Genomic DNA, 18,620 nt, shown 5'->3' with positions numbered 1-18,620 from the left:
TCCCTTGTACCGTGTAAATAAACCTATTTCACGATATTTATTTTTACCTAATCACCAAAACGTTGATATAATGCGATTCGTTAAATTTGATATACTTTTAAATCACAACTATTTTACCTTTAATAAACCTTTTTTTTACAATTAGAGGGTATAATGATTCTTTATTTTTTCCATGTAATTCCAATAACCTCGACTTCAAGATACTTAAAATCAAGTGTTTTGAATGTATTCCTTCTATATAATAAGTACGTTATTTTCCCCAATAGAAAAACCGCTTCATTTCTCCATTTGGAGAGAATGTAGCGGTTCGATTTTCTTATATGGTGACTAAAATTTGAGTCCGTTTGCCGATAATTTCTGCATAATCTTTCACCATGGCACTTGCAGTCGGGAATTTACCTGCTCCCGGGCCCACTAAAGTTAAAGTTCCCATGTAATCCGTTTCAAGCGCAATTGCGTTATTTACTCCCTCAATTGCATACAAAGGATGCTCTGGGCCTACCAATCTTGGACCAACACTCGCATGTAAGGATCCATCTACCTTTTCGACAATTTCTGCCACATGTCTGAAACGCAAACCTTCCCTTGCAGCCCCCAGTACTTGTTCAAGAGTGATATCTGCTATTCCTTCAATCGATACATCATTCCACTTTGGTTGTTTACCGAATGCTAAATTACTCAATATCATAAGCTTTCGAAATGCGTCTTGACCTGAAATGTCATTGAAAGGATCTGCCTCTGCGTACCCCAGTAACTTTGCTTCCTCCAAAGCATCCTGAAAACTGCTTTCTTGCACCCTCATTTGAGTTAAGATGTAATTTGATGTTCCATTTAATATCCCTTGAATTCTTTGAACCTGATTTACTAGAAGAATATTTTTCAAAGTTGAAATTATGGGAACACCGCCAGCTGTAGTTGCTTCATATCCCACATGGACACCTTGCCTATTTGCAAGTTCCTGTAACTCCAAGCCACGCTTTGAGAACATGACTTTATTAGCCGTAATGACATGACAACCTTTTTGAATGGCCTTACATAAATAATCGTAAGCAGGGTCTTCTCCCACAATGGCTTCAAAAACAATTTGAAGATCTGGGATAGCTTCAATTTCATCAAAGTTGTCAGTGAACAATACATCTGGAGCTGCCATGCGACTTTTTGTCTTATCTCTTATCAGAATTGCTTTGATGTCTATATCTAATCCAAGTGATTCTTTTAATTGATCCTTTTTCTCATTAAGTATTTGGTAAATACCTTGACCAACTGTGCCAAAACCTAAGATTGCTGCTTGAATCGTCGCCATGACTTTACCCCCAAGTGAACAGATAATATATCTCCCCATGTCTCAAATTCAGTCAGAAAGCCATCATGACCGAATCTTGTGTTGACCATACAGAAATGATGATTAGGAACGAGATGCGCAAAAGAGCAAATGTCCTCAGGTGGATATAGTAAATCATATGTGAATGCTATGGTAATCACTTTTGCTTCAAATTGCTTTGCCGCAATTTCTATACCCCCTCTATCCCTTCCGATATCATGGGTATTCATTGCTCTTAACAAGGTAAGGTAGCTATTCGCATCAAAACGGTTAGCCAGTTTTACCCCTTGATATTTCATATAGGATTCGATTTCGAACAATCCATCGCTTCTGGTCTTTCTGGCAAAACGGTTCTTATGTAATTGTTCACTACGATAAGTAACCAGCCCCGCCATTCGAGCCGTTTCAAACCCCTTGATCTCCGAGGAACAGGTATAGTTTCCATTGAGATAATTCGCATCCGTCTCAATTGCATGGATTCCAATGTAGTTAAAAGCAATACCTGTGTCACTTAGATAAGGGGTAACTGCTAAAGGAATAAGAATATCCATATCTTTTGGATAAAGTAATCCCCACTCCAAAACACGCATGCCACCAAGTGACCCACCAACTACCGCATGAAGCCGATTAATACCCAAAGCTAGTAATGCCTTTTTTTCCGCATGCACCATATCACGAATTGTAATTGTCGGAAAGGATGATCGATATGGATTGCCTGTAGAGGGATTGATGGTCAACGGCCCCGTCGTACCCGAGCATCCTCCAAGGACATTCAGTGTAATAACTCGAAAAGAGTCGGTATCAATATTCTTTCCCGGTCCAATTAACCCGCTCCACCAGCCCGGTGATTCCTTTGATCCAACGGCATATTGATTGCCAGTTAACGCATGACAAACCAAAACAACTGGTGCTTCTGAAGGACCAAGAGTTTCATATGAAAGTTCAACATGCTCAAGCCATTCTCCAGACTCTAGTTGAAAATTCCCGATTGTCACACTTCCTGTTGCCATTAAATTCACCTCCACATTAAACCGTTACGACGGTGGCATGTTCTATTGCTTTCCCCAAATCGGCTACCAGGTCTTTCACAGATTCCAATCCTACTGATAGACGAATCAACTCTTCCGTTACACCCGATTGCTTCAACTCTTCACTGCTTAACTGTTGATGGGTTGTTGAAGCAGGATGGATAATGAGCGATTTTGCATCCCCTACATTAGCCACATGCGACCAGATTTGGACATGGTCGATAAGTTTTCGTCCTGCTTTCCGACCTCCTTTAATGCCAAAATTCACAATCGAGCCGTATCCATTCTTTAAGTACTTGTTTGCCAATTGATGAGATGGATGAGATTCGAAACCATTGAAACTTACCCATTCTACTGCCGGATGATTTGCTAAGTATTGTGCGACTGCAATTGCATTTTCATTATGTTTCGGTACGCGGAGATGCAATGTTTCAAGACCTTGCAAAAAAGCGAATGCATTATCCGGGCTTAGGCATGGACCGAAGTCACGCAGTAGCTGGACCCGCAGTTTAATCGCGAAAGCCACTTGGGGGACATCAATCCCGTAACGAAGGCCATGGTAGCTCGTATCCGGTTCCGTAAAGCCAGGAAACTTCTCGCTGTTCCAATCAAACTTACCTGCATCCACAACGACACCGCCGATTGACGTACCGTGTCCCCCAATCCATTTCGTAGCTGAATGAACGACTACATCCGCACCGAATTCGATAGGGTTGCTTCCGTATGGCGTTGCAAACGTATTATCGATAATCAACGGAATTCCGTTCTCGTGTGCAATGTCAGCTACAGCTTCTACGTCCAAAACATGAAGGCTTGGGTTTCCGATGATTTCCCCGAAAATGGCTTTCGTTTTATCGGTAATGGCCCCGCGGAAATTCTCAGGATCGGTGGAATCTACAAACTTCACCGTGATTCCATACCGTGGAAGTGTATTGGCAAATAGATTGTAGGTCCCACCATACAAATTGCCAGCAGCGACGATTTCATCACCGGCTCCTGCTACATTCAGAATGGAGAAGGCTATCGCAGCCATGCCACTCGATAGGGCTACCGCTGCTGTGCCACCTTCCAATAACGCGATTCGCTGTTCAAATACGTCCACAGTCGGGTTGCCGATGCGTGAATAAATGTGTCCAGTTTCCTGCAAGGCGAATAAGTTTTGGGCATGTTCCGTATCTCTGAAAACAAAAGAAGTTGTTTTGTAGATTGGCACTGCACGGGAACCCGTGATTGGGTCCGGCTGCTGACCTCCGTGTAAAAGTAGAGTTTCCGGTTGAAGATTTGTCATTGTTTTCCCTCCTGGATTGTGTTTTAGATGGAAGTGTGGAGGCGAAAGAGGAGTTTTATGAACAGAAAAAAGCCCCGTCTTCGCTTAAGAAGAGGGGCTCACAAGTGCGTGATCCTCCTCTTATCTTTCAGATCTCCACTAAAGAAATCTGTAGGAATTAGCACCTTTGCAAGTTAATCACTTGCCGGTTGCCGGGCATCGCAGGGCCTAGTCCCTCCGCCACTCTAGATAAGAGTATTTGATTTAGTTTTCCATCTTGAGAATCAGTATATGTTTAATATCCATAAATAGTCAAGAATTATTTATATAATTTTTTGAAACTTCTGCCAACACTCAAACGTTTAAAGAGTTAGTGAAAAAAAGGGGTTGGGAATATGAATCTTGCATTATGGGTGCTAATCACCTTACTATCAGGTTATTTAATTGGCTGTCTCCACGGTTCAAATGTGGCGCAACGGCTTTCTGGGGTGAATGTAAAGGAACAGGGAGTAAAGAATGCGGGGGCATCCAATGCCACTATTGTATTAGGCTGGAAATACGGGGCACTCGTTGCATTTGTTGATATTGGTAAAGGAATACTTGCAATCGTCCTTTTGCGTCTTATATTCGAATCTACTGATCTTTCCTTGGAGTATCAATGGGTCCTATTATTTCTTGTGGGGGCATCTGTCGTAATAGGTCACAATTATCCATTTCAGATGCATTTTGATGGTGGTAAAGGAACGGCATCTGTTATTGGAGTGATGTTAGTACTGGATTGGAGAATCGGATTGGTTGGACTTATCTTGCTGATTGTCGTTTCATTGGTGACAGATTACTTATTAATCGGTGTACTGTTCTTATATATTACATATATCATTTTAGCCTTTTTGATTACAGAAAGTACTATGCCAATTGTCATAACCACCGCACTCTTCTTACTTGCGTTATGGAAGCATCGCGAGAATATACACCGTTTGAGATCCGGGATGGAACCACGAGTTTCTTCGGTTATCAAAAAGAAAAAAGTGACTCACTCCAATTAATTGGGGAATCTATTTTTTATTCCGAATTTACTAAAAAGTCGTTAAAATTTCATTCGGCCAGAACAATCATTATTCCGTGAACCGAATGAAAGTGCTAAACTGAGGTAAGGGGTAAAGACTACTGGCCCGCATCATGTCGGTCAATATCTGCCCGACTCCGAACCAACTTTTCTAAGGGAGATGAAACCATGCAAGAAACATTAATCGAACGCCTTGTACGTTATGCCAAAATTGATACACAATCAGATGCTGAAAGCACCACTTGTCCATCTACACCAGGTCAGTGGGACTTATTGCACGAACTAGAAAAAGAATTGGCTTCAATCGGAATGGAAGACATTTCACTTGATGACAATGGTTATTTATTTGCCACTTTGCCTGCAAATTCAGAACGTGAATTGCCAACAATCGGCTTTTTAGCTCACGTCGACACAGCAACTGATTATACAGGTAAGAATGTAAACCCTCAGCGTATCGATTGCTATGAAGGTGGCGACATCCGATTAAACGAAGAAACCGTTATGTCTCCTGACGATTTCCCAGAGCTTAATAATTATATCGGGCACACTTTAATAACAACAGATGGCACGACTTTACTAGGTGCCGACAACAAAGCAGGAATTGCTGAAATTATGACAGCTATGGAGTTTCTAATTAATAATCCAGACATTAAACACGGCAAACTTCGTGTTGCCTTTACTCCAGACGAAGAAATTGGGCGTGGGCCACATAAATTTGATGTTGAAAAATTTGATGCCAAGTATGCTTATACAATGGATGGCGGACCTCTTGGAGAACTTCAATTTGAAAGTTTCAATGCAGCTGGTGCTAAAGTTATCACACGTGGGACAAGCGTTCATCCAGGTTCAGCTAAAAACAAAATGGTGAACGCTCTGACCATCGCCATGAAGTTCCAATCTTATATGCCTGCAGATGAAGTGCCTGAGAAGACTGAAGGACATGAAGGATTCATCCACTTGATGAATTTCAACGGGCATGTAGAAGAAGCCAAATTGTCTTATATCGTACGTGACTTTGACCGTGAAAAATTCGAAGCGAAGAAAGCATTATTTGAAGAAGCTGCTTCAAAAATCAAAGCAGAATACGGATCAAATGCAATTTCGTATGAACTGCATGATCAATATTTCAACATGGGTGAAAAAATTGAGCCTGTAAAAGAAATTGTCGATATTGCACATGAAGCGATGACGAATCTATCAATTAATCCATTAGTCATCCCAATTCGTGGAGGTACTGACGGTTCACAATTATCATATATGGGCATGCCAACACCTAATATCTTTACAGGTGGCGAAAACTATCATGGAAAATATGAATACATTTCAGTCGATAACATGGAAAAAGCAACCAAAGTCATGATTGAAATGATTCAACTGTTTGAAAGACAAGCTTAATATTGCCATAACACAAGCATTGACTGTCCTCCTGACAGACTGTGCTTGTTTTTTTATGGAATTTCCTATGACATTGAATTTCCCAATAAACGTCACCTAATTTTGCACCATCCGGCATATATTTTATGGGAATCGTAGAAAACATCATAAGCAGGTCATGATTACTTATCCTGCACCGACAACTTCACAATTTTGTAAAGACTTTTCCAGTAATTAATGAAAATCATTCTCATTAATTCTTTGTTTTATGGTATGATGTCTTAAGTGAGAACACCTATCAGTTAGATGGAGGTTACAATGATGCATACTGCTGTTAAAGCTGAATCCCTTTCAATTGGATATTCTGATCATTTACTATTTGAGAATTTAAATTTACATATACCCCGTGGAGAAATTTCCGTTTTTGTTGGCAGCAATGGCTGCGGAAAGTCAACGTTGCTTCGTTCTATTGCACGTTTATTGAAACCGACAACCGGTTCTGTCCTATTGGAAGGAAAAGATGTTCACCGCATGTCTTCCAAAGAAGTGGCTAAAAAAATGGGTATACTGCCTCAATCACCCGTTTCACCAGAAGGTCTGACGGTTCATGATTTGGTGAAGCAAGGCCGTTATCCCCACCAGTCATGGTTGAAGCGCTGGACTGAAGAAGATACAGAAAAAGTGGAAGCCGCAATGGAAGCAACGCGAATTAGCGATCTTCGTGACCGCGCCGTTGATACATTATCCGGTGGCCAACGACAACGTGCTTGGATTGCAATGACACTCGCTCAAGATACCGATCTCATCTTGCTTGATGAACCTACGACTTATTTGGACATGACGCACCAAATTGAAATTTTGGATTTGCTGTTTGAATTAAATGAGAAAAAAGATCGTACCATCGTGATGGTATTACATGATTTGAACTTAGCATCCCGATACGCCCACAATATCATTGCCATTAAAAATGGCGATGTCCATGCTCAAGGTAAACCGGAAGATATCATTACTTGTGATTTAGTTAGATCAGTATTTGGTATGGAATGCCAAGTTTCAAAAGATCCAATGTTCGGCACACCTCATTGCATCCCTTATGGTCGGGGACGCTGTGTAGTATCAGAATTACGAGTTTCTACAGGTGCGTAAGTATGAAGGATAGTCTTAAACAACTTTCTGTGTTTGTCGATGATGACCGTCAGCCCGTTATGACACTCGGTGAGGCTCATACTGCACATGGCATAAACAGAATACTTCAAACTGTTCGAGACATAACGGATGCACCAACGGATGCCGTTGCTGCATCTGTTTTTTTTCGCCGCATCGGTTTCTTGTTAGCAGCTCAATTCAATACGATTGCGGTACACAAGCAATTTTTTGCCGGACCTTTAAAACATATTGGTATTATTCAGGACGACTATACAATTAAGTTCACAGTACCAAGTGAAGGCTATATCAAAGTGCAAGATGAAGAACAAGCTTTACGATTCGTTCTGGACACCTATGGTCATCCTCTAGTTGAATTTTTTAGTCAACATGCGAAGATCCCTAAGTTGATTTTATGGGAAAATATATGGGGGTACGTCATATGGGTTTACAGTCAACTTATTCAGGATGGTGTTACGGCCGCCTCATCGAATCTGGAATTTTTGTTGCTAGAAAGCACGTGGAAACCGCAAATGAGACGTTCACCTTTTAAGCAATTTTTGCAAAACCAATCAGCCCTTGATGCAATGAAAGACTATAAACGAGTTACATGTTGTTTATTAAAAGAAATGCCTAATACCAATAGATGCTCTTATTGCCCACACGCTGACTAAGCGTGTTTTTTTAATTACTTCTTCTTTCCGAATAAATTTATTGTCCGACCCCCTTAAGTTATTAATATATTTCGAAAAATGTATTAGCGTCTAAGGGATGCAAATTTATTAAGAGGTGAAGAAAATGAAAAATTGGAAAAAAGCAAGCGCTGCTATATTAGCTGCAGGACTTATTACAACTTCTGCTGGACAAGTTTGGGCCAACGAAACTGAAAAAGTAGATTCTAGTTTAGAAGTTTCTCAAGACACTACTGTTACAGCTGAAGATTTAGAAATCGCTTCATTAGTTCCAACTGGTTATACTGCCAACAATATTTTTGCACTATCTAAAAACATTGAGAAAATTAGTAATCCGACAGCAAAAGCTGCATTGCAAAAAAACATTGATAAAGCATTAGCTAAATGGGCTGAGAAAAATGCTGAAACACCTGAAGTTCCTGAAGTAGAACTTCCTGAAACTCCAGAAGCTCCAGAAGCGGAACTTCCAGAAACTCCAGAAGTTGAAGTTCCTGAAAGTGATGTTCCTGTAGTTGAAGCTCCTGATACTGAAGTTGATGAAGAGAAGGAATTAAATGAAAAAGCTACAGCTGCTCTAGCTAAAGCTGAAGAGAAAAAGGCTGCTGCTCTAGCTAAAGCTGAAGAGAAAAAGACTGCCGCTCTAGCTAAAGCTGAAGAGAAAAAAGCTGCTGCTCTAGCTAAAGCCGAAGAGAAAAAGGCTGCTGCTCTAGCTAAAGCTGAAGAGAAAAAAGCTGATGCTCAAGCTAAAGTCGAAGAGAAAAAAGCTGATGCATCTGAAAAAGCTGCAAAAGCAAAAAATGGTAAAGAATAGTACAAATAACTAAATTAAGCATACAAATTGAGCCCAATTCGCATCCGAATTGGGCTCTTTTAATATGCCTTATATCAGCTTTGAATATGATTAGCACTCACTTTAAGCCAATCTTCCCTTGAGTAAACTATCAATTCTCTATATTAATTGGATTTGCAATGACTGTTCTATTTCTTCCTTGTTGTTTTGCTTGGTATAATGCTTTATCTGTAGCGTGAAGTAACTGGGAAAAATGATTTGCGGTCTCTGAGGAATTTCCTATCCCCATTGAAACAGTGATCGGTTTTCCAGATGGGCTTATGGTGTTTTCAGTTTTTTTTCTAATTCGTTCTGCAATCATATTAGCCGTCCCAATATCGGTTTCTGGAAGAACAATCAAAAATTCCTCTCCACCCATGCGGAAACACATATCGCTTTCCCTTGTCTCATTTTTTACTAACGTGGAAAGATATTTTAATACTTCATCTCCCACTTGATGTCCGTATTGATCGTTCACGGTTTTAAAAAGGTCAATATCAAGGAGGATAATCGAATACATTTCTAACGAATTAACTTTCTCTTCTAACGAACGACGATTATAGTAACCTGTCAATGGGTCCAGGTTAGATTCACTCTCAACATTGATGATTTTTTTTTCATAAAATTCAACAGCTATTAAAATAGCACGTTCCAATTCTTTTAATTCAAAATACCAGTCTGGAATGTGAGGTTTCGGTACCGAAGAATCTACTGTAATCTGTTGGGCATAGAAGGATAAATTTCTTATCGGGTCCACAATTTTCTTCAACATGACAAGAGACATTAGAAAAACAAAAATCATAAATGGAATAGCGATTAAACACACCTGCTTCGCCATTTCTATTGTTGGTTCTAAAATTGCTTTTTTAGGTGTTTGCGATATAATTCCCCAATTGTTTGCAGAGCTTGCATATGCTGCTAACATAGGTATCCCTTTAGTATCGAGAATCTCTTGAGCTCCATTTTCTCCTTTTAACACTTTCTGAATGATTTTGTTCTCTATTGCATTTTCTCCAATTCTAATAGGATCGGGGTGATAGATAATATCACCATGAGAATCAACTACATATACATACGAATCATTTTGATGTTTTGGATGTTGACCAAGTACTTTTTTCAGGCTATTTTCCTCATGTAAATATATGGTTCCAGCAAGAAATCCTAAGTATGAACCATTATCGTCAAAAACGGGCACTGAAATAAGCAATATCATTCTTCCTGTCACACTTATGTAAGGCTGTGATATTAAGGGTACTTTTTGTATTAAAGCTTCTTTTGCACCCGGCGTGTTCAATTGTATACCCTTCAAGTTTACTTCTGGTGCTGAGGCAACGACCTTTCCTTTTGAATCAACAAATAACGTAGAATTAAAAAAAGTAGTAGAATCCAAAAAATGCGTTAATTCTTTATTTATTGCGGTAGAAACTGTATGTAAATATTCACTATCTTGAGATTCCAATGTTAGACTTTTTAACATAGTACTAAAAAGTGAATTCGTTGTATCAGCTAACTTTTCTGCATAAAATTGATTTTCTATTAAGTAATTCTTCTCAAGGTTATTTTTACTTACTACTACTCCTGAAATAACACTTCCTGCTAAAGTACCAATCATGGCAAAGCCCAACAGTGTTAAAATTAGAAATTTTACACTCAGCATTTTTGGTTTCATATTTTTTTCTCCAATTGATTTAGTCCAATAATCCATTCATATATTACACTATTTAGGAATTGATTGGTTATAAACCATAAAAATGTATATTATCAGAAAACTTCGATAGGGAATTCGGAACTTTTTAGTTCCTTTTACATCTATTAAAGTTCAATGTGAATAGTCTATTAATTATCACCTCATTATTGGACACTCTGAAAGATAATAAAAGAGTTACATAATGTTTTATTATTACTGCAAAACAAAACAGCACAGTTAATTAACTGTGCTGTTTTATAAAGTTTCTTATGTCACAATTCGTATTAGCTAGTTATGCTTTCAATAACGATTGGGGTAATAGTAGGTAATATTATTTCTATCGTTGTTCCCACATTTAATTTACTTTCAATTGTTAGCTTGCCGTTATGACTTTCGATTATCTTATAACAGGTCATTAGTCCAAGACCAGTACCCTTTTCCTTTGTTGTATAAAATGGCTCTCCCAGTGTTGGCAATCGTTCTGCTGGAATTCCGATACCTTCATCAATAATTTGAATAGAAATTTTATCTTCTTCTTTTTTCTTAACCTTAACCTCAATACTTCCCCCCTGAGGCATGGCTTCGATTGAATTTTTAAGAAGGTTTAGAAAAACCTGCTTTAACTGATTTTTATCGCAACTCACCATTGGCAAATCACTTTCAAACTCAACAAAAATTTGAACATTGTTCAATATTGACTGAGTATTAATTAAGGTTACTATGTCTTTTATCAATACCGTAACGTCTTGTTCTAGAAAAGTTGCTACGCTTGGTTTGGCGAGAACCATGAATTCACCTACGATTGAATTTATCCGTTCAAGCTCTGATTCTACAATATCAAAATATTCATCTTTGAGCTCATTGGACTTCAATAGATATATAAATCCTTTGATGGATGTTAGGGGATTACGGACTTCATGGGCTATACCTGCTGCCATTTGACCCAACATAGCCAGTTTTTCTGACTTTTGGAGTTGCTGTTCATTCTGTGCTTTTCTTATAGTGATATCCTTTCCAATTGAAAGGATTGCCTCTTTTTCACCAAAAACGATATACAATGAAGAAACTTCAAAAAAGAACATCGATCCATCAAAACGTTTCATTCTGTGTTCTATACTGTTTAACGGAAGTTTCTGTTTCATTGCCTGTTTTACTCGTTCATGAATACGCTCTGTGTACTCGGGCTCAAAAAAGTCATGTATGGATTTTCCGATTATGTCTCCCATATTGGAAGCTCCAAACATGCAAACAGTGGCTTTATTTACATAAACAATCCTATCATCCTGATGGATAATAACTGATTCAGGCAATGAATCAATCAACCTTTTATAACTTTCCCCACTAGACCGTGCCTGTTTTTCATAGTAACGAGCTTTATCATATTGCCTTCCAACAAGCCAAGCAATAAAAGTAAATATAAAAAAGTCTATCGTAAAAAAACCCTCATAATTCACAATCTTTTGAAAGGTAGTAAATGTTATCGAAATTAACACCAAAATAATTTGACCCGAATTATTCATTTTATCCCTCTTAAATAAGTATATTTGCAAACAATTATTATAAATTATTTATTCAACGATTTGACGATATATTTCTTTATCTATATCTTTTTCCACGATATTCCACTCTTACTAAAAGCTACTACTATTTAATTCGACATTTTAACATTAAAACTCCTCTTTTCCTTTGAAAATTGCATATACAATATGTGAAATGCGCGTATTTATTTCATTATTTATTCTGTGCTATGTAGATAAGCAACTTCAAAAAATATCCTTTTTCAACTAACACGTATTTTCATATTTAATATAACTACCCCAGTAATATTAAAGAAAGACTACTATTGTCACTGGTCAGTTAGTTGAAGAACAAAAGCCTCCACTTAATAATATTATCGCTTGGATTCTACGCTAAAAAAAAAATCCATGCACAAGTGCATGGATTCATAGTCTTGACTAACACAACTTAACGATGAGGGGGGTTAAGAATGTGTTTTTATGATCAGCATCGATTTGGAGAAAAGTCGCTGACATGGCTTCTTCCCTAATTTTCAGAAAGATTGTCTTTGGTATACGATAATGATAATCATTATCACTAAATATGTCAACACTTTACTGGTTAATTTTTTGTATACTACATTTATGACTACTTTAACGAACGATCAAATCCGACAATTAAATATGTATAGCACTTACATCATTCCTCCTGCTCACCCACTGTTTACACGTAAACAAATGGAAGACATTGATTTCCTGGCAGTAGTACAAACAATCACGGGTATTAGCAACAAAACGGTTGCTGCTTCTTACCTTATGCGTCGCTATGGGATGTTTATATCGACACAATTTGTCATGCTGGCTACTTACGATGAATTATGGTTGGGACAACATGAAGATTTGATGTTTGCTGCTAATGTTGAATATGGAAATATGGGTATCAGTATGTATATCGATAAGAAAGACTTTATGGATGTAGAGAACCTTCCTCGTGAAGCTCTCATACAGAAAATATTGAAGGAACAAAGTTATTCATTGATCCTAGAAATTCGAAAGCACTCTTCTGTCTCTCCTTTGACATTGTGGGAAAACGTTTTTGGCTTTTTACTATGGCACTACGCTGTCCTTCTTGGAAATCCTGCGACTGAAAAGCAAGCTCGCATTGATTTGGAGATTTTAAAATCATCAAACGTTTGGGAAGGAATCGCCAAGCATTCATTATTTAAAGCCTACTTAAAAGACCTTGAGCCAGCACAGCTTTTGAATTCTCCTGTACGAACTACATGTTGTTTCTCCAAAGATGTTCCGGGATTGCAAAAATGCGGTTTCTGTCCTCTTAAATAGTTAAAAATACCCATTTGGACATTGGGATGTTTTAGCAATGACTAAATAGGATAAACCTAACATTAAGAAGATGAAAAGGAGCGTGTCAATGACATGGAAAACATTCAAGGTAAAGTTCAAGAGGAATTAAATAACGTAAGTTCAGAAAAAAAAGAAGAAATCTTAGCGAATTTTTCAACCTTTAAATCTTATTTAGGCGATAAAGTAGCAATGGGTGAAAAATTAGGTCTTGGCGAAGAGCAATTAGCAAAGACTGCTGAAAAAGTAGCAGGCTATTTAGCAAATAATGAAGAGCCTCGTAACAGCGAAGAAAACTTGTTACAAGAATTATGGAAGTCTGGCGATAAAGATCAGCAACATGCTTTGGCTCACATGTTAGTTAATATGGTGAGAAAATAAGCATTTGAAAGGTGTGGATTCGTATGACGAACAACCCTTTTGACGATAAAGAACGTGAAAATCAAAAAGGTCGTAAATTAGACAATCCAGATGTATTGGAAACAGACAAGGAAAGCCTTTTCGATATGCATGAAGACATGCAAACCGTGGATGCTGTTCCTGTTGAAGAATTAAATGAAAAAGTAAAAGATGAAGAAAATAAACGACATTCAAAAGATACTTCTTCAAGTGAAAAACGTTATCCAGAATAAGCGAAAGCCGGACTCTCCTTTTGGAGAATCCGGCTTTTCACATTTCTATCCTCATTCTTCTTCAACTGTTGATGTTGCAGCTTCTTTGATTTCCGCGCGTCTTGCATAAGCATTTTTCAAAATTGTCTTAATCACTGCGTAAGTTGGAATCGCAAGAATAATCCCCCATAACCCGGCAATATTTCCTGCAGCCAAAATGACTGTAATAACGGTCAAAGGGTGAATATCTAGAGCTCTTCCCATGACATTCGGTGAAATTAAATTACTTTCAATCTGTTGTGCAACCAGCATAATAATCGCTACATAAATAGCCATTTGTGGTTCTTGAATGAAACCTATAATAAGAGCAGGAATTACAGAAATATAAGGGCCTAGGAAAGGAATGACATTCATAAACATCCCAAAAATAGCGAGAATGAGTGCATAATCTAGTCCAATAATTAAGTATCCAATCAACAACATCATACCAACTGCAAAACTAACAAATAGTTGCCCCTGAATATAGGATTTCAGTGTGATATCAATATCGACCAATGTTTTACGAATCCATGTTTTCCGTTCCCCACTAAAGAAATTGGCAACAAATGGTGCGAATTTCTCGTGATCTTTCAATAAATAAACAAGGAAAAACGGTATCAATACCAATAAAAATAACCCTTGGAACATGCTTTGAATAAATGTGATTAGCCCAACACCGAATCTTTGTGCAAAGTCATTCAATTTTGAAGACTGATTATCAATTGATTCTTTTATCGATTCAGGTAAACGATTTTTTTGATCAAGTGCATAATCAACCATGGCTTGAACATCTTTAGTAATTTTTGGTGCATCTTCTACTAATGAATTCACTTGCTTTGTAACAGCTGGACCAATCATGAATGAGAGCAACCAAAGGAAAAATCCGATCGCGATAAAGATGGCGAGAATGCTTGTCCATCTCGGCCATCCTTTTGACTCTAAAAAATTAAGCAGAGGTCTCGTTAAATAGAATAAAACCCCTCCAAGCAATAATGGTAAAAATATGGTTTGCCCTATAATGACAAGCGGCGAAAATATCCCTTTAACTTCAATAAACATTCGTATAATAAGTAAAGCCAGCAAAATCCCGACCCCAACTTGAAACCAAAGCTTTTTCGTCAATACATTCACGTCCTATTATGTTTGTTTTTCTTATTATAAGTTATTTTTGGTAATAACGGGTATACATACTTGAAAATGGTTAAGTGAGGACGTTTCTAATGGAATATTACGAGGAACTTCGACATCATATGGTTCACCGTCCCCTTCTCCTACCGGGATCCGATAATGGCGATGAGTTTTATTTTGTTACTGTCGTTTATCAATCAAAGAATTTTACTGGAGAACTTTCAAATATGTGAAGATGAAACACTTAGTTTAGGCTTTTATTTATTAAACATGTTTAGAGTTGTGAGGTTTTGGGTAAACATAATACCGAGGATTTTCTCGCCTACTTTGTTCCTCTTATTTTCGCGCAACAAAACAAAAACTCCAGGCAAAAGATAATTTTGGGAGGAGAAAGTTTAAATGAATTGGTATGAAAAGTTAAATCAATATTTTCCAGTCGAAGAAATGAAATCAAAAGAACATATGGAGACATTACTGAATGAAAAAGGTAATGTTTATATAAAAGATGAAGGTCCAAAACACGTGCTCATGTACGTTGAGTTTAAAAACTTTGTATTTGTGGATTATCTTTTTGTGTCGAAAGAAGCCCGCGGTGAAGGATTAGGTCGCAAACTTCTGAACAAATTAAAAGAAAAGAACAAAGCAATTCTCCTTGAAGTCGAACCTGTAAATTATGAAGATACGGATACCGAAAAACGCCTTAAATTTTACGCCCGGGAAGACTTCAAACATGCATCCCGCATTGGTTATACTCGTCGATCTTTAGCCACCGGCGAAAATACCGTTCTTGAAATACTCTATTGGTCACCTACCGATCAGGATGAAGAAGAAATTTATAACGCAATGAAGTGGACTTATGAAAATATCCATACCTTTAAAGATGAGCAGTTTTATGGTGATTCATACGACCCTTCCAGCGAGGTACTCGTCTTTAAGACAGACAAAAAACCAAATATGCTTGAATCTTATTAATACAGTACAGACGAAAGAGCCGTTCATTCCGGTCCTTTCGTCTTTTTTGCGGAAACGGCTGACTTAGTCGTTTTCATTTTTGTATAGATAGTAGTCTTGGGCATGCACTACTTTAAAACCCACGGATTCATATAAATTCAAGGCATGAGCATTTTTTGTTTCCACTTCCAGATACACGGAATGGCCTTGCATACTTTGTTCTTTGACGACTTTTTGGAGCACTTTTCGACCTGTACCTTTCCCCTGAAAATCAGGAAGAATGGAAAAACCATAAATCCATGCTTGCCCGTCTTCACGCTTAATACGAATCTTTCCGATTGTTTGAGTGTCCACTTCGATCATTAACATATCGGTATCTTCATCGCTTTCTATTCTGCTTTCCATCGCTTTAGCATCTTCCTCTAGTACACCGAACGCCTCGACGTCCAAACGAATTCTCATGTCCAGATCTTCATGCTTTGCCTCTCGTAAAGTCACACCCTCTACTTCATTAAGAGGTCTTTCCTGCCACTCCATTTGGTGTTCGGAAAATGCAGGAACGGCGTCATGTTTATTCAAAAAGGCCATCGCTTCCTGAGATCCAGCTGGTGCGTTGAGCAAAATTTTCTTGAATTTCTGTTGTTTTGCTTTTTCCATCGCTTTCAGAAACAAACGATTAAAATGACCTTTCCGGCGTTTGCTTGGCTTTACCATACCGCATACTTCCGCAGTTGAACCAAAAGCGTAAATCCCTAAAAATGCAACTAGTTCATTTTCTTCATAATAAAGAAAGTCACGTTCCTCCAAATCACGGGTCCTTAGCATTTCCCAGTTCAGTTTCAGTTGTATCCCATCATGTGCTTCACATTCTTTTTGAAGAGTCTCAATGTCTTGCAATTGTTTTGTCGTTAACATATATTTCTCCTTCTATTCTGATTATTTCTACATAAAAATAGCTTCCCACATTTTAGAGCGGGAAGCTACTGATTATTTAGGTTTTGTATAACTTGCAATCGCTGTGGCAATTTGGTCTTCAATTGGCGTCACAGCTGCCAAATCATTATTAATCAGAATGGAGAATGTCAGCAACTCACCATCTTTTGTGGTTGCATATCCAGATAAGGCAGATACGGCGGTTAATGTACCTGTTTTTGCTTTCACATTTCCGACAGTAGGTTCAGTTTTCATTCGATTGCGTAAAGTTCCTCCGGTAAAACGGTCACTTATCCCTGCAACTGGCAATGAAGATAAGAATGTTTTGTACCATGGCTCATTTTGTACAGCCACAAGAAGATTTGTTACTTCATTGGAAGGAATCAAATTGACGTGAGACATGCCCGAAGCATCGCGGATCATGATTGTTTCCATATTCAAACCCATTTCCTCTGAATTCTCTTCTATCACCTGAAGTCCCTTCTCCCAGCTTCCTTCCCCGTAAACCACTTTGCCCATTTCCTTTGCCAATACTTCAGCGTGTCCGTTATTGCTAAGTTTCATAAAAGGAATGAATAGTTCTTTCAGTGCCATTGAGTTTTTAAAAGTCAGCAATTGAGCATCACTAGGCGTTTTGCCTAACGTGATTTTGTGCTTACCGACAAATTTAATACCTTGTTCCTCCAAAGATGTCTTGAACAAGTCCAACGCATAATAGGAAGGCTCCCAAATCGCAATCCATTCACGGGTGACAGTGCCGCCCGCTGGGACTGTTCCCTCAATAATGATATTGTTCGATCCATGTTGCCGTTCAATTGTTATGTCTTTCACTTCTCCGGCAGCAACCGTTTTAGAACGATTGATGATGTTTACCACATCAGTTTCAGGCAATACTTTAATCTTTGCCGGTTCACCGACAATTGAATTTGGATGTGCTTCCACAATTACTGTACCTGCATCATAATCTGCATTCGGAGATGCCGTTAGTGCTGATACTTGTGCAGCGTAATAATAGGATTCATCCGTCCAAGTAATATCCTGCGACAAGCGGACATCGTCATACCAGGTATCGTCACCGATTAAGTTTCCATTTATCTTCTTAATACCACGAGCTGCAAGATCCTTGGCAAATACGTCGAAGTCCTGCTTTAACAACGTAGGATCCCCTTTACCTTTCAAGTACAAATCTCCAGACAACATTCCCGCTTTTACAGTGCCATCACTCAACACTTCCGTAGAGAACCTATAATTTTCTCCGAGTGTTTCGAGAGCAGCTGCTCCTGTGAGAAGTTTCATATTCGATGCCGGATGCAACCTCGTTTCACCAAAATGGTCATAAATAAGTTCTCCTGAGTTGGCTTTCCTAATACTCACACCTGTGGTGGCACCGTCGAGACGTTCGTCCTGAAGAATTTTATTAATGCTGATTCCTAATTGGGCATATTCATCTGTTGCAATAGCCGTTTGTTGTTTGGTTTCATCCGTAAATGGATAAAAAGCGAGCATCACTATAAAAAGAGTTAGAATATACTTTTTCACTTTCAACTTCGTTCCTCCTAAAAATAGTATTGGAGAGAGCATATCATAAAATAATTTGAATATTATGTAATTTTTAGAGTGATTGTAAAAAACGTTCTTTTCTCACATGAGCTCTGTCGAATGTCTATTTCTATATATGTGGACTGAATGAAGG

General features: G+C 38.2%; 18 protein-coding genes and 1 riboswitch. Of the genes, 10 read left to right on the top strand and 8 right to left on the bottom strand.

Annotation, left to right across the window (positions count from 1 at the left end):
• Positions 1-316 precede the first annotated feature (316 nt).
• The 3 genes from AC1DSL_RS00090 to AC1DSL_RS00080 are packed head-to-tail and all read right to left on the bottom strand — an operon-like array spanning position 317 to position 3,637.
• Positions 317-1,303: a homoserine dehydrogenase gene (locus tag AC1DSL_RS00090; RefSeq protein ID WP_477530764.1), complete on the bottom strand. Its 987-nt coding sequence runs from the start codon at positions 1,301-1,303 to the stop codon at positions 317-319.
• The gene (metX, locus tag AC1DSL_RS00085; protein WP_477530763.1) at positions 1,276-2,331 is read right to left on the bottom strand and encodes a homoserine O-acetyltransferase MetX; all 1,056 of its coding nucleotides are present in this window, start codon (positions 2,329-2,331) and stop codon (positions 1,276-1,278) included. The genes AC1DSL_RS00090 and metX overlap by 28 nt, the downstream gene beginning before the upstream one ends.
• 16 nt (positions 2,332-2,347) lie before the next feature.
• A complete protein-coding gene (locus AC1DSL_RS00080; protein WP_477530762.1) occupies positions 2,348-3,637 on the bottom strand; it encodes an O-acetylhomoserine aminocarboxypropyltransferase/cysteine synthase family protein in 1,290 nt (429 codons plus the stop codon).
• Between the two features lie 117 nt (positions 3,638-3,754).
• Positions 3,755-3,872: riboswitch (SAM riboswitch) on the bottom strand.
• 139 nt (positions 3,873-4,011) lie between these two features.
• Between AC1DSL_RS00080 and AC1DSL_RS00075 the strand changes: the two genes are divergently transcribed.
• The 5 genes from AC1DSL_RS00075 to AC1DSL_RS00055 all read left to right on the top strand — a co-directional run bounded on the left by AC1DSL_RS00075 (position 4,012) and on the right by AC1DSL_RS00055 (position 8,702).
• On the top strand, positions 4,012-4,662 hold the full coding sequence (locus tag AC1DSL_RS00075; protein ID WP_342542263.1) for a glycerol-3-phosphate acyltransferase: 651 nt from the start codon (positions 4,012-4,014) through the stop codon (positions 4,660-4,662).
• Between the two features lie 188 nt (positions 4,663-4,850).
• Entirely contained in the window at positions 4,851-6,077 is a 1,227-nt protein-coding gene (gene pepT, locus AC1DSL_RS00070; RefSeq protein ID WP_342542264.1) for a peptidase T, read from the top strand.
• 300 nt (positions 6,078-6,377) lie between these two features.
• Complete coding sequence (locus tag AC1DSL_RS00065) at positions 6,378-7,202, top strand: ABC transporter ATP-binding protein (protein WP_477530891.1); 825 nt, start codon at positions 6,378-6,380, stop codon at positions 7,200-7,202.
• 2 nt (positions 7,203-7,204) lie between these two features.
• Positions 7,205-7,873, top strand: coding sequence for an IucA/IucC family C-terminal-domain containing protein (locus AC1DSL_RS00060; protein ID WP_477530761.1), 669 nt, complete (start codon positions 7,205-7,207; stop codon positions 7,871-7,873).
• Between the two features lie 124 nt (positions 7,874-7,997).
• On the top strand, positions 7,998-8,702 hold the full coding sequence (locus AC1DSL_RS00055) for a hypothetical protein (RefSeq protein WP_477530760.1): 705 nt from the start codon (positions 7,998-8,000) through the stop codon (positions 8,700-8,702).
• Between the two features lie 130 nt (positions 8,703-8,832).
• Here AC1DSL_RS00055 and AC1DSL_RS00050 read toward each other — a convergent pair whose 3' ends face one another.
• Together AC1DSL_RS00050 and AC1DSL_RS00045 are read right to left on the bottom strand one after the other, a co-directional pair.
• Positions 8,833-10,389: a sensor domain-containing diguanylate cyclase gene (locus tag AC1DSL_RS00050; protein WP_477530759.1), complete on the bottom strand. Its 1,557-nt coding sequence runs from the start codon at positions 10,387-10,389 to the stop codon at positions 8,833-8,835.
• Positions 10,390-10,691: 302 nt separating this feature from the next.
• Complete coding sequence (locus tag AC1DSL_RS00045; RefSeq protein ID WP_477530758.1) at positions 10,692-11,927, bottom strand: ATP-binding protein; 1,236 nt, start codon at positions 11,925-11,927, stop codon at positions 10,692-10,694.
• Positions 11,928-12,548: 621 nt separating this feature from the next.
• Here AC1DSL_RS00045 and AC1DSL_RS00040 point away from each other — a divergent pair.
• From AC1DSL_RS00040 to AC1DSL_RS00030, 3 genes are all read left to right on the top strand, one after another.
• A complete protein-coding gene (locus tag AC1DSL_RS00040; protein WP_477530757.1) occupies positions 12,549-13,247 on the top strand; it encodes a hypothetical protein in 699 nt (232 codons plus the stop codon).
• A 93-nt stretch (positions 13,248-13,340) separates the two neighbouring features.
• Complete coding sequence (locus AC1DSL_RS00035; RefSeq protein WP_016428444.1) at positions 13,341-13,646, top strand: DUF3243 domain-containing protein; 306 nt, start codon at positions 13,341-13,343, stop codon at positions 13,644-13,646.
• 23 nt (positions 13,647-13,669) lie between these two features.
• Positions 13,670-13,897, top strand: coding sequence for a hypothetical protein (locus AC1DSL_RS00030; protein WP_477530756.1), 228 nt, complete (start codon positions 13,670-13,672; stop codon positions 13,895-13,897).
• 51 nt (positions 13,898-13,948) lie between these two features.
• On the opposite strand, the gene AC1DSL_RS00025 is transcribed toward AC1DSL_RS00030, so the two are convergent.
• Entirely contained in the window at positions 13,949-15,037 is a 1,089-nt protein-coding gene (locus tag AC1DSL_RS00025) for an AI-2E family transporter (RefSeq protein ID WP_477530755.1), read from the bottom strand.
• Positions 15,038-15,135: 98 nt separating this feature from the next.
• On the opposite strand from AC1DSL_RS00025, the gene AC1DSL_RS00020 reads away from it, so the two are divergent.
• Positions 15,136-15,276: a hypothetical protein gene (locus AC1DSL_RS00020; protein WP_477530754.1), complete on the top strand. Its 141-nt coding sequence runs from the start codon at positions 15,136-15,138 to the stop codon at positions 15,274-15,276.
• Positions 15,277-15,442: 166 nt separating this feature from the next.
• Entirely contained in the window at positions 15,443-16,015 is a 573-nt protein-coding gene (locus AC1DSL_RS00015; protein ID WP_477530753.1) for a GNAT family N-acetyltransferase, read from the top strand.
• Positions 16,016-16,078: 63 nt separating this feature from the next.
• Here AC1DSL_RS00015 and AC1DSL_RS00010 read toward each other — a convergent pair whose 3' ends face one another.
• Complete coding sequence (locus AC1DSL_RS00010) at positions 16,079-16,909, bottom strand: GNAT family N-acetyltransferase (protein ID WP_477530752.1); 831 nt, start codon at positions 16,907-16,909, stop codon at positions 16,079-16,081.
• A 72-nt stretch (positions 16,910-16,981) separates the two neighbouring features.
• Positions 16,982-18,472, bottom strand: a complete 1,491-nt coding sequence (dacB, locus tag AC1DSL_RS00005) for a D-alanyl-D-alanine carboxypeptidase/D-alanyl-D-alanine endopeptidase (RefSeq protein ID WP_477530751.1) — start codon at positions 18,470-18,472, stop codon at positions 16,982-16,984.
• Between the last annotated feature and the right edge of the window lie 148 nt (positions 18,473-18,620).

It is taken from the genome of Paenisporosarcina sp. P4_D4, assembly GCF_056401835.1.
Note: the sequence above shows the minus strand (reverse complement) of the source record. Positions and strands in the feature narration are given on the sequence as shown.